Below are 13,464 nucleotides of genomic sequence, written 5' to 3'. Positions count from 1 at the left end.
CGTGCAAGAACTTCAGTACCGAACCGTGCCCGCGAACGCGTCCAGCCGCCGCCCGAGCACCGCCTCCGCCGCCGTGATGCCCGCTCGCGCGGCCTTGTCGATCCCGATCCCGCGGGCCCGAGTCGTGTCGCCGGTCAGCCACAGGCCTTCGACACCCCGCACCTCGACGTCGGGCCGGACCGGGCCGACCAGACCCGGTTTGGTGATCACGCCGTAGCTGGTGACGACGTGCGGTTTCGTCCACAGTGCACCGCGGGCCGCGGGCATCATCTCCTCGATGTCCGCCCACAGCTCGGCGAACTTCCGGTCGAGCCAGGCCCGGTCGCCGTAGTGGGCCGTCGCGTCGAACGAGGCACCCACGCACGTCAGGTACTCCCCCGACGGCGAGACACCGGCGTCGTACCCGGTGAAGTTGAGCGTGAACCCGGGCAGCCCGCACCGCGGTGTGGACAGGAAGGACGCCATCTCCCGCTCGGTCATCGCGATCACCGGTTCCTTCGCGGCGATCCAGTAGCCGATCCAGCAGGCGCGGTTGCGGTTCGCGGCCAGCATCCGGATGCGTGCGGTGAGGTCCCACGGCAGCACGTTGTCGTCGAACAGCCGCAGCAGATCCCACACCGGCGCCGATACGATCACCTGCGGCGCCTCGATTTCCTCGCCGTCGCGCAGGGTCACCCCGCGCACCGCGCCGGCCCGCACGTCGACCCGGCGCACGGGTGCGGACAGCCGGATCTCCCCGCCCCGCGCTTCGAACGCCGCGACCATGGTGTGCCACAACGCGTCCCACCCGCCCACCGGCCAGAACGAGTACCCGGCCGTGCGCCGTGTCGAGTAGTGCAGCTTGCGCGTGTAGAGGTTCTCCGACGCCGAGTGCTCCCACGGCCGCAGCGTGATCTGCTCCAGCACGGAAATGGCTTCCCACACCGTGTACACGCCCTCGTCGGAGGTGTGGCGCGCCATCCACTCCCGCAGCGAGGCGTGGTTGAAGGTCTCGAGCTCCTCGTACGACGTGTCGTTCAGCGCCTGGATGCAGCGCTTGAGCCCCTGCTTCGCGCTGCCCGCGTACTGTTCCTGGATCGGCGCCCAGCCCTGGCCGTTGGTCCAGAACGGCATCGAGTCGCTGCGCTCGGAGTGCACGAGGTCCAGCCCCATCACCGCGCACACCCGCGTGAGCGAGTCACCGGGGTCCTCCACGAGGTGGCTGCCGAGCCCGAGCTGGTGGCCGCGGTACCGGTACTCGCGCGCCCGCCCGCCGAGGTGGGCGGGCTTTTCCAGCAGCAGCACGCGTTTCCCCTGAGCGGCCAGCAGCGACGCCGTGACCAGACCGGACACGCCGGCGCCGAGCACGATCACGTCGTGGGACAAGGACCCTCCTCCTGTGGTCGGGCGTTCACCGGGCGACCACGTCCGCGACCGCGCGCACCGGTCCGTCGAGCAGTTCGAGCACGGTCCCGTCCGGATCACGCAGGTAGACCACCCGCACCGGACCCCACTGCTTCGGTTCGTCCCACAGCCGCCGCCCGCCGGCCTCCTCGGCCCGCGCGAGTGCGGCGTCGACGTCGGCGACCCGGATGCCGAGGTGCGGCAGCCGCGCGGCCGGATCGGTCTCGGCGCACCATGCCGGCGCGGGATCGCCGAACTCGAACAGCTCGATCCCGCTGCCGTCCGGGAACTCCAGCAGCACGACCCGCGCCACCGTTTCGCGTCCGGTGTTCATCGCGAGCGCGACCCCGCCGCGGCCGAGCGGGAACGCCGGCGTGAGCGGTTCGGCCCCCAGCGCGCGGTAGAACGCCACGGATTTCTCCAGCTCCGCCACGCGCACGCCGAGGTGGTGCAACCCCGCCGTCACACCGACCGGCCGCGATCCGCCCAGTACGCGCGGCGCAGGTCCCGCTTGAGGATCTTCCCGGTGGGCGCCTTGGGCAGCGCGTCGACGAACTCCACGGACCGGGGCTTCTGGTAGGAAGCCAGGTGCTGCTTGGCCGTCGCGATGATGTCGGCTTCCGTGGCCGTGGTCTCGGGCTTGAGCACCACGAACGCCTTCACCGCCTCGCCCCACTCGTCGTCGGGCACGCCGATCACCGCGCACTCCAGCACCGACGGGTGCTTGTTCACCGCCTCCTCGACCTGGATCGAGTAGATGTTCTCACCGCCGGAGATGATCATGTCCTTGGCGCGGTCCACGATGAACACGTACGACTCGGCGTCCCACGTGGCGATGTCGCCGGTCCACATCCAGCCGTCGCGGACGGTGTTCGCGGTGAGGTCGGGCCGGTTGAGGTAGCCGAGCATGTTGGCCTCGGAGCGCACGATGATCTCGCCCGCCGTGCGGCCGTCCTTGGGCACCTCACGCGCGTCCGGGTCCACCACGCGCACCTGCGTGACGAACCCTTCGCGCCCGCACGACATCAGCCGTTCCGGGTGGATTCCACGCACGGCGTCGAGGTGGTCCTCCTGCGACAGGAAGCACATCGTGGTGCCCTCGGTCTGGCCGTAACCCTGAATGAGCGTGCAGGGGAACTGGTCCAGCGCCGCCTTGACCACCGACGAGGGCATGGGCCCACCGCCGTACTGGATGTTGCGCAGCGCCGAGATGTCGTAGGACGAGAAGCCCGGCACGGCCATCATCCAGTTGAGCATGGTGGTGATCCCGAGGAACGCCGACACGCGTTCCTCCTGGATCAGCTCCAGTGCGGTGCGGGCCTCGAAGTTCATCAGCACCAGCGGGCAGCCGTGGCGGTGGTAGTTCATCGAGAGCACCACCGGGATGTGGTACATCTGCCCGGTGAGCATGTAGACGTCGGTCGCGACGACGCGCTCGGCCACCGTCTGGTTGAGCATGCCGAACGACACGCTCGTGTGGCTGTGCAGCGCGCCCTTCGACTCCCCGGTGGTGCCGCCGGTGTAGAGGATGAAAAACGGGTCGGCGTCCCCGACCGACGACGACTGCACCGGCTCGTCGGTGCTGCTGCGCGCCAGCAGGTCCTCGTAGCTGCCGTCACCGGAAGCCCCGTACTGCAGCCAGTTCGGCACGTCGACCGCGGCCTGCAGCTGTTTCGCGGTGTCCAGCCACTCGTCGGACGTGATCACCGCTTTCGGCGCCGCGTCGGCGACGATGCGGGTCAGCTCGCCCGCGCCCAGGCGCCAGTTCAGCGGCTGCGTGACGAGCCCCGCGCGGCCCGCCGCGTAGTACAGCTCCTGGTACTCGATCGAGTTCTTGGCCAGGATCGCGACCCGGTCACCCTTCGCCAGGCCCAGCCCGCCCTCGCCCGCCAGCCCGTTGGCGAGCCGCCGGACGCGTTCGTCGAGGGTTCGCCAGTCCATCCGCCGCCCGCTCGGGGCGTCGACGATCGCGTCCCGGCCGGGGGTGAGCGCAGCCCACTTCTCCGGGATCCGTCCGATGTTGACCATGGGTGTCCTCTGGCTCAGGGGGAACGGGGATCAGTACGGCAGGTCGAGGTAGATGTGCCGGGTCGTGATCAGCCAGCGGTCCCCCTGCTTCACCAGCTCGTCGCGGTACCAGCCGCTGGAGAGCACCTGGATAGCGCCGTTCTCGATCGAGAGCAGGGTGAGGTTCGCGGTCGTCGCCGCACTGTCCGGCGTTTCCTTGGTGATCACCAGGTTCGAGAGGTTGTGCCGGCGCTGGTCGGTCTGCGCGGCGAGGGAGTCGGCGTGCAGTTTCCGGATCGCGTCCCGGCCCTCGAAGGGACCGATCGGGTCGCCCTCACGGCCGATCTGCATCGTCATCGTGGCCGTTTCGGTGAACTGGTCGGCGATGAGGTCGACGTCGTTCTCGTCGTAGCCCCAAGAAGCCTTGCCCAGGACGTTTTCGATCTCGGCGCGTGCGGTCACGAGCAAGCCTCCATGACGTCGTCAACATTGACTAACGGCCGTTTGGTAGCGGTGAGATTAGCACCACACCGAGGCACCAACAAGAGTCTGTCAAACGACTGTTTGACAGTGAAGGGCCCCGCTTGTCATGCTCCGGGAATGACACGTGCGCTGGTCGTCGGCGGCACCGGTCCGACCGGGCCGCCGATCGTGGCGGGGCTGCTGGCCCGCGGGCACGAGGTGACGGTGTTCCACACCGGCCGGCACGAAGTCGCGGAGCTGCCGGACGTGCCGCACGTGCACGGCAGCCCGTTCGAGGCGGCCGACATCGCGCACGCCGTCGGCGGAGGCGAGTGGGACGTCGTCGTCGCGGCGTACGGCCGGGTCCGGCTGATCGCCGACGCGGTGGCCGGCCGCTGCGGGCACCTGGTCGTGATCGGCGGGGTGCCGGTGTACCAGGGTTACGTCAACCCCGGTTCGCGCTTCCCCTACGGCGTGCGGCTGCCGGTGCGGGAGGACTCGCACCCGCTCGTGGCGCCCGACGAACCGCGCTTCGCGGGCTACAGCACGGGCCCGATCCGGCGCACCGAGGACCACGTGTTCGCCCTGGGTGCGCAGGGCCGGTTCGCCGCCACCTATCTGCGCTACCCCACCGTCTACGGGCCGCGCAACCCGTACGCGTGGGAATGGCACGTGGTACGCCGCGTGCTCGACGGGCGGCCGTGGCTGATCCTCGCCGACGGCGGGCACGGCGTGCATTCGCGCGCCGCTGCCCGCAACGCCGCGCACGCCGTGCTGCTGGCAACCGACCGGCCGGACACCGCGGCGGGCGAGGCGTACAACGTCGCCGACGACGAACTGCTCACGGTCCGCCAGTGGGTGCAGCTCGTCGCCCGCGCGGCCGGCCGGGACCTGGAAATCCGCTCCCTGCCGCGGGAACTGCCGAACCCGGGGCTCGCGGTGTCCGCGTTCGGCGGCCAGGAGTCGCCGACGTGTGTCGTCGACACGGCGCGGCTGCGCGAGGACCTCGGCTACCGGGACGTGGTGTCGGTGCCCGACGGCATCGCGGAGACGGTGGAGTGGATGCTCGCGAACGAACCGCACCTGCGGGCCTCCCGTACCACCGATCCGTTCGACTACGCGGCCGAAGACGCGCTCGTCGCCGCCTACACCCGGGCGCTGGCGAGCCTCGCCCCGCAGGCCGCGGCGTTCGGCTCCGGCATCGAGCCGATGGAGATGGTGCAGACCGCGAAAGGCCGGGCCCTATGACGGCGTGGCACTCCCGGCCAGGACTTGGCGGCGGACGTCGCGGGTGTCGTACCACGTCGTGACTTTCGTGATCCGCCCGCCACTCAGGTCGAACACGTCCAGCGCGGCGAACGCGATCGGCCGGCCGTCGCGCAGGCGGCCGGTGAAGTCGATGTCCGTGACGACGGCGCCCTCGGCTTCGAGCCGGCGGGTCACCCGATCTTCGTGTTCGGCGTAGTTCGCCAGCAGGTTCTCGAAGTGAGCGATCGCCGCGTCGCGGCCGACCACTGGTGCCGCGCCGACGGTGTGGATCTCCACGTCGGCGGCGAACACCCCGGCCAGGTCGCCGAAGCGTTCGGCGTTGATCGCCGCGAAGTACTCCGCCACCGGTTCTCTCACGAGCCGACCAGCTTTTTCAGCTCGGTCATCGCCTGGAACGACCACCTCGCCAGCGCCGGGTCGCCGAACGCGGTGATGTTCCACATGACGAGGTGGCGCAGCCCGGCCTCCCGGTACTCCACCAGCTGCTCGGCCACCTGCGCCGGCGTGCCGCAGAAAGCGTAGTGCCGCACCACTTTCGGCGGGATCGCGTCGATGATCCGCAGCGACTCGGCCCGCGAGGCGGCGGTCGGGATGAAGTCGCGGAACCCGGATCCGCCCGGCCCGCCGTCGAGCGGCGGCGCCACCCCGAGGTCACGGAAGACCTGGGCGGGCAGCAGCACGCACAACGCCCGCACCAGCGGAGCTTCCGTGAGCCGCTGCACCGTCTCCTCGTCGGGCCCCAGGAGCAGGTACCCGAGCATGCCGGGCGTGATCGCGGCCGGATCGCGGTCCGCGTCCTGCGCCGACTGCCGGATCGTCGTCAACGACCGGGCGTACTCGGCGGCCGACATCTTGGTGGGCAGCCACCCGTCGGCCTTGCTCCCGGTGAGCCGGAGCATGCGCGGACCGTGCGCGGCGGTCCAGATCTCGGGCGGTTTCCCTTGATAGGGCTGCAATCCGAGCACCGCGTTGTCGAGGGTGTGGAACTTGCCGCGGTAGGCGACCGGACCGTCGGCCTCCCACAGCAGGCGCATCACGTCGATGCCCTCGGCGAGCTTCGCGACCGGTTCGTCGAACGACATCCCGTACGGCGTGATGTTGAGCCGCTCCCCCGAGCCGAGCCCGATGATCGCCCGGCCCTTCGTCACGTGGTCCAGCGTGAGCGCGCTCGCCGCGGCCATCGCCGGGTTGCGGCGGATCAGGTCGGTGACGACCACGCCGACCTTGATGTGCTCGGTCTGCGAGCCGACCACGCCCATCATGATCATCGGGTCGAAGTACGCGTGGGGAGTGGGCTGCACCGCGGCCAGTGGCGTCAGGTCCGGCGTCCACATCGTGTCGGCGTGCCAGCCCATGAGGTGATCGGGCCACCACACGGCGTCGAAGCCCTCGGCCTCGCTGCGGCGCGCGAACTTCACCGCGGCGTCCGCGGGCGGCATGATCTGGCCGGGCACACCGAGCTGCAGGCGCTCCACTCAGTACCTCCATCCTTCGCCGAACGTGGGGATCCGCGCACCGAGGTAGTCCTCGACGCAGGTGAGCGCGGCGCGGGCCGCGCGGTCGGTGCCGACGCCGCGGCTGCGGAAGGTCTCGCTGGCGAACCAGAGCCCCTCCACGTTGGGCGCCCGCCAGTGCGGCCGGTACTTCCCGACCAGCCCGGGCATCTGGATCACCCCGAAGCTCGGTTCGAACACGAGGTGCCGGCGCCGCCAGAGGGGGTTGGCCAGCCCCGGCCACATCGTCTCGACGTCACGCTCGAACGCCTCCATCGTGGCGCGGCACCAGTCGCGGTCGCGGCCCTTCGCGCCGGGGATGATCGCGCCCAGCACGTGCAGGTGCGTGCCTTCGGGCGAGCACGTCGGGTCCATCGCGGACTGGTCGAACATGAACCCGGAGCAGTCCGTGGAGGGAGTCGCGGTCCACGTCGAGAGCTCACGCGGGTCGTAGCGCGTGACCGGTTCGTCGGTGGCGAGGTAGAGCCCGAGCCAGGCGATGCGGAACTTGTCCTGCGCCAGGAACTCGATCTGCGAGGCGTACCACTCGGGCAACGCCTTGCGGGGCACGACGTTCAGCACGTTCCAGACCGGCAGGGTGGAGATCACCGCCGGGGCTTCGAGGATCTCCTCCTCGAAGAACTCGTTGGGCAACACCTTCGGCTCGCGCGCGACCGCGACTCCCTTCACCTCGCCGTCCTCGATGAGCACGCGCTCGACCGAGGCGCCGAGGCGCAGTTCGCCGCCGTGGCCGGTGATCGCGTCGGCGAGGTCGTGCCACAGCCCGTCCCAGCCCTGCCCGGGCCAGCACGAGTAGGCGGCGGTGCCGCGTTCCTCGTAGTGCATCTTGCGCACGTAGAGGTTGTCGCTCGCGGAGTGGTCGTACCAGTTGTCGGTCATGCACTCGAGCACGGAGATGAACTCGAACAGGTCCACCACCCCCTGGTCGGAGGTGTGCTGGTGAATCCATTCCCGAAGGGAGCGGTCGTCCCAGTCGTCGAGCGCCTCGTACGGGGTCTCGGCCAGCGCCTTCACGACCTTCTTGAGCTCGGCGCGGTCGGTGTAGCGGTCGCGGATCGAGCCCCAGCCCGAGCCGTTCTCCCAGATCGGCATCTCCTTGCTGACCTCGCCGTGGACCAGCTCCTTGCCGACGTGCTCGAACACCTTGGTGAGGCCGGATCCGCCGTCTTCGATCAGGTGCCCGCCGAGGTTCACGGTGAAGCCCTCGTCCGGCACGGCCATCGCGCGCCCGCCGAGCCAGGGGCTGCGGTCGAGCACGACGACCCGTTTGCCTTCGCGCGCGAGCAGCGCGCCCGCGCAGAGGCCGGCGGCCCCGGCCCCGATCACCACGACGTCGTAGCTCGGCACGGCATCACCTTTCTTCGCCGCGGTCGCGATTTCCCGGCGGTTCCGGCGTTTTCGTGTCGTTTCGCGGCGGGCCTGGGTCTTGTCCACCTTCGAGTACCGACGCTAGTTTGTCAAACGGTCGTTAGATAGAGCGTCGGTCGTGATTTCTGGAGGGGCGATGTCCACCATCCCGGACCTGCTCGACCGGTGCGCCGCCCGAGCCGGCGAGCGCGAGGTCGTGTTCCCCGACGGCCGCCTCACCTACGCCGCGCTCGCGGCCACCGCGCGGCGGCTCGCCGGGGCGTTGTGGGCGTACGGCGTTCGCCCCGGTGACCACGTCGGCCTGCTGCTGCCGGGCGGGATCGCGAGCATGACGACCTGGCTGGCCGCGGCGTACCTGGGCGCGGTGACCGTGCCCGTGAACCCGCGGCTCAAGGCGGCGGAGCTCGCGTCGATCGTGGAGCACTCCGACGTGCGGCTGCTGTTCGCCGATCCCGCGCTGGGTCCTGTTCTCGCCGAGGCGCTGCCCGGGCTGCCCCGCGTGCGCGCCGCACCCGCACTGCGCACGGTGGTGGCGATGGGTGAGGGCGTCGCGCCGGCCGGCTGGGTGTCGTTCGCGGCGTTCTCCGCGGCCGCGTTCTCCTTGGCACCGGCCGACGTGCGGGCCGGCGATCCCGCGCTGATCCTCTACACCTCGGGCACCACCGCCCAGCCGAACGGCTGCGTGCACGACAACGCTTCCCTGGTCGCCGAAGGGGAAGCCGTCGCCGCGCGCCTCGAGCTGCGACCGGAGGACCGGTTCTGGACCGCCCTGCCGATGTTCCACTGCGGCGGCTACGACGTGGCGCTCGCCGCCCTCGCCGCGGGGTGCGCGATGGTCCACACAGGACCGTTCGAACCGGGCGCCGCACTGCGCCAGCTCGCGTCCGAGCGGTGCACGGTCGCCTTTCCCGCGTTCGAGACGATCTGGCTGCGCGTGCTCGACCACGCCGACTTCTCCCGCACCGACCTGAGCGCGCTGCGGCTCGTGCTCAACGTCGGCGCGCCCGAACGGCTGCGCGCCATGCAGGCCCGCATCGCGCCCGCCGTGCAGATGTCGTCCCTCGGCTCCACCGAGTCGCTGGGCTTCTGCTGCGTCGGCTCACCCGAGGACCCACCCGACGTCCGAGCCACCACGAGCGGCAAAGTCCTGCGGCACATGGAAGTCCGGGTCGTCGACCCCGCAACCCGCGTGCCGGTCCCCGCGGGCACCAGGGGCGAACTGCAGTTCCGCGGCACGTCCCGGTTCTCGCACTACCACCGCGACCCGGCCCTCACCGCCGCCCGCGTCGACGCCGACGGCTGGTTCTCCACGGGCGATCTCGTCGTCGCCGACGCCGCCGGCCGCCTCTCCTTCGTCTCCCGCCTGAAGGACATGCTCAAGGTCGGCGGCGAAAACGTCTCCGCCGCCGAGGTCGAGGACTGCCTCGCCACCCACCCGTCCTGCGGCCTCGTCCAGGTCGTCGCCGCCCCGGACGCCCGCCTCGGCGAGGTGGCCGCCGCGTTCGTCCAGCTGTCCCCCGGCGCGTCGACGTCGGAGGCCGCCTTGATCGACCACTGCCTGGGGCGCATCGCAACGTTCAAGGTGCCGCGCTACGTCCGGTTCGTCACGGAGTGGCCCATGTCGGGCACGAAGATCCAGAAGTTCCGGCTGCGCTCACGCATCGCTGCGGAACTGGCGGCAGCGGGCATCACGGAGGCACCGCGGCTGTCGTCACAAGCGGCGGAAGCGGGTCGGTAGCCAGCTCCGCCGACTCGGGACCGGCTGCCCGGTGGATCGGGCACGCTTGCGCGCCGATCCACCGAGGCCGGATCGCCTGCTCAGCCGGCGAGCTTCGCCTCGAGGGTGATCTCCGGGACGCCCGCCAGAGCCCGGCTGACGGGGCAGCCGGCCTTCGCCTGGGCGGCGTACTCGCGGAACTGCTCCTCGTTGACGCCCGGCACGCGACCTTCGGTCACGAGCTCGATCTTGATGATCGTCGGCGCGCCGTCGACGGGGCGGAGGGTGACCGAGGCGTCCGTTTCGATCGATTCGGCCGGGAAGCCCGCGCCGGCGAGGGTGCTGGCGAGCGCCATCGAGAAGCACGACGCGTGCGCGGCGGCGATGAGCTGCTCCGGGTTGGAACCGGGGCCGTCCTCGAAGCGCGACTTGAACGTCACGCCGCCGCTGATGCTGCCTCCCCCGGTGCTGAACTGCCCGGCTCCGGTGGGGATGTCGCCCTTCCAGTTCGCGTGCGCCTTCGAGACCGGCATGGGTCCTCCAGAATCGTGGTGGGTGTTCGTGGTACCCGACGCCGCAGAGTCAATCAGGGTCGGGCCGGCTTCGCCCAAGGGCCCCGAGGTGGCCGCCGCGACCTCAGGCCTCGGCGAAGAACTCCCGCAACGCCTCGGCCACGACCTGTGGCTGTTCCTCCGGCAGGTAGTGGTCGCTTTCGACCTCCTGAGCGTGCACGTCGGCGGCGTACTCGCGCCACACGGCCGGCACGTCGTAGGTCCGGCCGACGAAACTGGCGGCCCCCCACATCACCAGCAGCGGACGGGTGACCACCCGGCCGGCCGCGGCGTCCGCCTCGTCGTGTTCGAGGTCGATCCCCGCCGCCGCCCGGTAGTCCGCGCACGAGGCGGCGATCCCCTCCGGCGTCGAGAAACACCGCACGTACTCGGCCACCGCGGCGGGGTCGAACGGCGCGCCGCCGCGGTGGCGGGAGTTCATCCGCGAGGTGATCCAGAACTCGGGGTCGCCGGCGAGCAGGCGTTCGGGGATCCCGTTGCCGGCCGCCAGGAAGAACCAGTGGAAGTACCCGAGCCCGAAGTCCTTGTCCGCGTGAGCGAACGCGTACCTCGTCGGCACGATGTCCAGCACGGCCAACGCCTTCACTGCGTCCGGCGCGTCGAGAGCCAGGCGGTGCGCCACCCGGCCGCCGCGGTCGTGTCCCGCCACGGCGAACCGGTCGAACCCGAGCTCCGCCATCAGTGCGAGCTGGTCGGCGGCCATGGCGCGCTTGGCGTACATCTCGTCCCCGGCGGGCTTGTCGCTGTCGCCGTACCCCCGCAGATCCGCCAGAACCACGGTGAACTCCCGCGCCAACCGCGGCGCGACCTCGTGCCAGATCAGGTGCGTCTGCGGATACCCGTGCAGCAGCAGCACCGGCGACCCGCTCCCGGCGACCGCACAGTTGATCCGCACACCCCCGACGTCCACCCGCCGATACCGGAACGACGGCGGCAAGGGAACACTCATCGACACCTCCTGGTGATCGACTGTAACCGCTCCGGCGCCACCGTGGCATCATTCGACCCGGCGGCGACCACCTCTCGAAAGGCTCCCGGTGGACTACGAACGCGCGGTTCGCGAAGTCCTGGCGGCGACGCGCCCGCACATCGGGACCGGCAAGGTCGCCGACTACATCCCCGATCTGGGCAACGTGGACCCCGGCCAGTTCGGGTTCGCCGTGGCGACCGTGGACGGCGAGCTGCACCAGGCGGGTGACGCGGACGTGCCGTTCTCGATCCAGAGCATCTCGAAGGTCTTCGCCCTCGCGCACGTGCTCGGCGGTGACGACGCGTCGATCTGGCGGCGGGTGCACCGCGAACCGTCGGGGACGCGGTTCAACTCGCTGATCCAGCTGGAGGTCGAGCGGGGCGTGCCGCGCAACCCGTTCATCAACGCGGGCGCGCTGCTGGTCACCGACCAGCTGCTGGCGGACACGGGCGACGCGTGCGGTTCGCTGTGCGCGTTCCTCGCCGCGGAGACCGGGAACCCCGGGCTGACGTGGGATCCGGAGATGGCGGAGTCCGAGACGCGCAGCGGCAACCGCAACCGTTCGCTGGCCTACCTGATGGCCGACTTCGGCAGGGTGATCAACCCCGTGCACGAGGTGCTCGACCACTACTTCCGGCAGTGCTCGATCATGGCCTCGTGCGCCGAGCTCGCCCGCGCCGGGCTCGTGCTGGCGCGCCACGGCGTGCGCGCCGACGGCACACGCCTGCTGTCGAAGCAGGACGCCCGGCGCATCAATGCGATCCTGCTCACCTGCGGCACCTACGACGCCGCCGGCGAGTTCGCCTATCGGGTGGGGCTGCCGTGCAAGAGCGGCGTGGGCGGCGGGATCCTCGCGATCGTGCCCGACCGGTGCGCGGTCGCCGCGTGGGGGCCGGGGCTCGACGACAAGGGCAACTCCGTGTCGGCCGCGCTGGCGCTCGAGAAGTTCGGCGACGTCACGGGCCTGAGCATCTTCTGACCGACGTCAGGACTTCAGCGCCGCCGCCACCAGCGCCCGCAGCTCCGGCAGCACCTCCAGCTCGAACCACGGGTTCCGCAGGTGCCACCCCACGTTCAACGGCGAAGGGTGCACCAGCGGGATCACCGACGGCAGGAAGTCCCGGTACGCGCGGACGTTCTCCGTGAGGCTGCCACCGGGCAGGTAGTACTTCTGCGCGTAGCTGCCGACGAGCACCTTCAGCCGGATTTCCGGCAGCTCCGCGAAGATTCGCGGGTGCCACTTCTCCGCCACGCCCCGGCGCGGCGGCAGGTCGCCGGACTTCGCCTTGCCGGGGTAGAAGAAGTCCATCGGCACGATCGCGAACAGCTCGGGGTCGTAGAACTCCTCGTCGGTGACCCCGAGCCACCCGCGCAGCTTCATGCCGCTCGCGTCGTTCCAGGGGACGCCGGTCTCCTGCGCCTTGCGCCCGGGCGCCTGCCCGATGAGCGCCACCTTCGCCGCGGGGTGCGCCGTGTACAGCGGCGCGTAGCCGGCTTCCGCAGCCCACGCGTTGTCCGGGTCGGCGATCAGCTCGGCGCGGATCGTGTCGAGGTTCGTCATGGTGGGCAAAGACTATCCGCGCCGCAGCCGGGTCAGGAGCGCCGGGCCGCGAGGTAGGCGTTGGACGGCGGCAGGAACGCCAGCACGAGCGCGACCACGGCCGCCCCGGCGCTCAGGTAGCCGAGCAGGCTCCCGCCGCGCCCGGCGACGAGCGAGACGATCTGCAGGAGCGTGAGGATCGTCAGCACGATCCGCGCCCAGTTCCGGCCGGCCTTGAGCTTGACCGCCAGCCACAGGTACACCAGCGCGATCACCACGGCGACCGCCACCGCGACCCACAGCCCGACGTTCGCCGTCTGCTCGATCTGCGCCTCGGTGAGCTGCCCCTGGCCGCCGCCGCGCACGGCGTCGACGATCGTCTGTTTGTTCGCCAGCAGCACCCCCGCCCCGGCGATCGCGACGACGGTGGACACGAGGTAGAGCCAGAACGCCCCGAGGACGGTGGCGGGGGCGTTGTCGTATTCGTTCATGACTGCGACGCTACGAGCGGGTTTTCCCTGCCGCAGCACGGAAAGGCGAAGTTCGTACCTGCGACCGAGCGGGCCCGCGCCGGCCTCGGTCGCACGGCCGAGGCCCCCGGCCGCACAGCGGAGCAGAGCGTGGTCGCGCGTCCTGGTGTCGATCCAGGCGAGCCGGGGATA

Annotated in this window: 14 protein-coding genes; 3 read left to right on the top strand and 11 right to left on the bottom strand. The window is 70.8% G+C overall.

Annotated elements, in window-relative coordinates:
* Positions 1-12: 12 nt before the first annotated feature.
* Genes ACWEOE_RS28525 through ACWEOE_RS28510 form a run of 4 tightly spaced genes read right to left on the bottom strand, consistent with a single transcriptional unit; the run spans position 13 to position 3,852 of the window.
* A complete protein-coding gene (locus tag ACWEOE_RS28525; RefSeq protein ID WP_452014438.1) occupies positions 13-1,365 on the bottom strand; it encodes a phytoene desaturase family protein in 1,353 nt (450 codons plus the stop codon).
* 25 nt (positions 1,366-1,390) lie between these two features.
* Positions 1,391-1,849 (bottom strand): VOC family protein, encoded by a 459-nt coding sequence (locus tag ACWEOE_RS28520; RefSeq protein ID WP_452014436.1) that lies wholly within the window; start codon positions 1,847-1,849, stop codon positions 1,391-1,393.
* Positions 1,846-3,411 carry a class I adenylate-forming enzyme family protein gene (locus ACWEOE_RS28515; RefSeq protein ID WP_452014434.1) on the bottom strand — a complete coding sequence of 522 codons (1,566 nt, stop codon included), beginning with the start codon at positions 3,409-3,411 and terminating at the stop codon, positions 1,846-1,848. Before ACWEOE_RS28515 ends, ACWEOE_RS28520 begins: the two co-directional genes overlap by 4 nt.
* 30 nt (positions 3,412-3,441) lie before the next feature.
* Entirely contained in the window at positions 3,442-3,852 is a 411-nt protein-coding gene (locus tag ACWEOE_RS28510) for a nuclear transport factor 2 family protein (protein WP_452014432.1), read from the bottom strand.
* Between the two features lie 138 nt (positions 3,853-3,990).
* On the opposite strand from ACWEOE_RS28510, the gene ACWEOE_RS28505 reads away from it, so the two are divergent.
* On the top strand, positions 3,991-5,100 hold the full coding sequence (locus ACWEOE_RS28505) for an NAD-dependent epimerase/dehydratase family protein (RefSeq protein WP_452014430.1): 1,110 nt from the start codon (positions 3,991-3,993) through the stop codon (positions 5,098-5,100).
* Here ACWEOE_RS28505 and ACWEOE_RS28500 read toward each other — a convergent pair.
* Genes ACWEOE_RS28500 through ACWEOE_RS28490 form a run of 3 tightly spaced genes read right to left on the bottom strand, consistent with a single transcriptional unit; the run spans position 5,095 to position 7,982 of the window.
* On the bottom strand, positions 5,095-5,478 hold the full coding sequence (locus ACWEOE_RS28500) for a nuclear transport factor 2 family protein (RefSeq protein WP_452014428.1): 384 nt from the start codon (positions 5,476-5,478) through the stop codon (positions 5,095-5,097). The two genes, ACWEOE_RS28505 and ACWEOE_RS28500, sit on opposite strands and share 6 nt — an antisense overlap.
* On the bottom strand, positions 5,475-6,596 hold the full coding sequence (locus ACWEOE_RS28495) for an LLM class flavin-dependent oxidoreductase (protein WP_452014424.1): 1,122 nt from the start codon (positions 6,594-6,596) through the stop codon (positions 5,475-5,477). The genes ACWEOE_RS28500 and ACWEOE_RS28495 overlap by 4 nt, the downstream gene beginning before the upstream one ends.
* Positions 6,597-7,982, bottom strand: a complete 1,386-nt coding sequence (locus tag ACWEOE_RS28490; RefSeq protein ID WP_452014422.1) for a phytoene desaturase family protein — start codon at positions 7,980-7,982, stop codon at positions 6,597-6,599.
* Between the two features lie 157 nt (positions 7,983-8,139).
* Between ACWEOE_RS28490 and ACWEOE_RS28485 the strand changes: the two genes are divergently transcribed.
* Positions 8,140-9,741: a class I adenylate-forming enzyme family protein gene (locus ACWEOE_RS28485; RefSeq protein ID WP_452014420.1), complete on the top strand. Its 1,602-nt coding sequence runs from the start codon at positions 8,140-8,142 to the stop codon at positions 9,739-9,741.
* Positions 9,742-9,821: 80 nt separating this feature from the next.
* On the opposite strand, the gene ACWEOE_RS28480 is transcribed toward ACWEOE_RS28485, so the two are convergent.
* Positions 9,822-10,253, bottom strand: coding sequence for an OsmC family peroxiredoxin (locus ACWEOE_RS28480; protein ID WP_452014418.1), 432 nt, complete (start codon positions 10,251-10,253; stop codon positions 9,822-9,824).
* Positions 10,254-10,356: 103 nt separating this feature from the next.
* Entirely contained in the window at positions 10,357-11,241 is an 885-nt protein-coding gene (locus tag ACWEOE_RS28475; protein ID WP_452014416.1) for an alpha/beta fold hydrolase, read from the bottom strand.
* Between the two features lie 88 nt (positions 11,242-11,329).
* On the opposite strand from ACWEOE_RS28475, the gene ACWEOE_RS28470 reads away from it, so the two are divergent.
* Positions 11,330-12,241 carry a glutaminase gene (locus ACWEOE_RS28470; protein WP_452014414.1) on the top strand — a complete coding sequence of 304 codons (912 nt, stop codon included), beginning with the start codon at positions 11,330-11,332 and terminating at the stop codon, positions 12,239-12,241.
* Between the two features lie 6 nt (positions 12,242-12,247).
* Here the strand turns inward: ACWEOE_RS28470 and ACWEOE_RS28465 are convergent, their stop codons facing one another.
* Positions 12,248-12,823: a uracil-DNA glycosylase family protein gene (locus ACWEOE_RS28465; protein WP_452014412.1), complete on the bottom strand. Its 576-nt coding sequence runs from the start codon at positions 12,821-12,823 to the stop codon at positions 12,248-12,250.
* A 32-nt stretch (positions 12,824-12,855) separates the two neighbouring features.
* Positions 12,856-13,293 carry a hypothetical protein gene (locus ACWEOE_RS28460; protein WP_452014410.1) on the bottom strand — a complete coding sequence of 146 codons (438 nt, stop codon included), beginning with the start codon at positions 13,291-13,293 and terminating at the stop codon, positions 12,856-12,858.
* Positions 13,294-13,464: the final 171 nt, after the last annotated feature.

This window comes from Amycolatopsis sp. NPDC004368 (assembly GCF_053602515.1).
The sequence above is the reverse complement of the archived record's forward strand: the minus strand, read 5'-3'. Positions and strand labels throughout refer to the sequence as shown.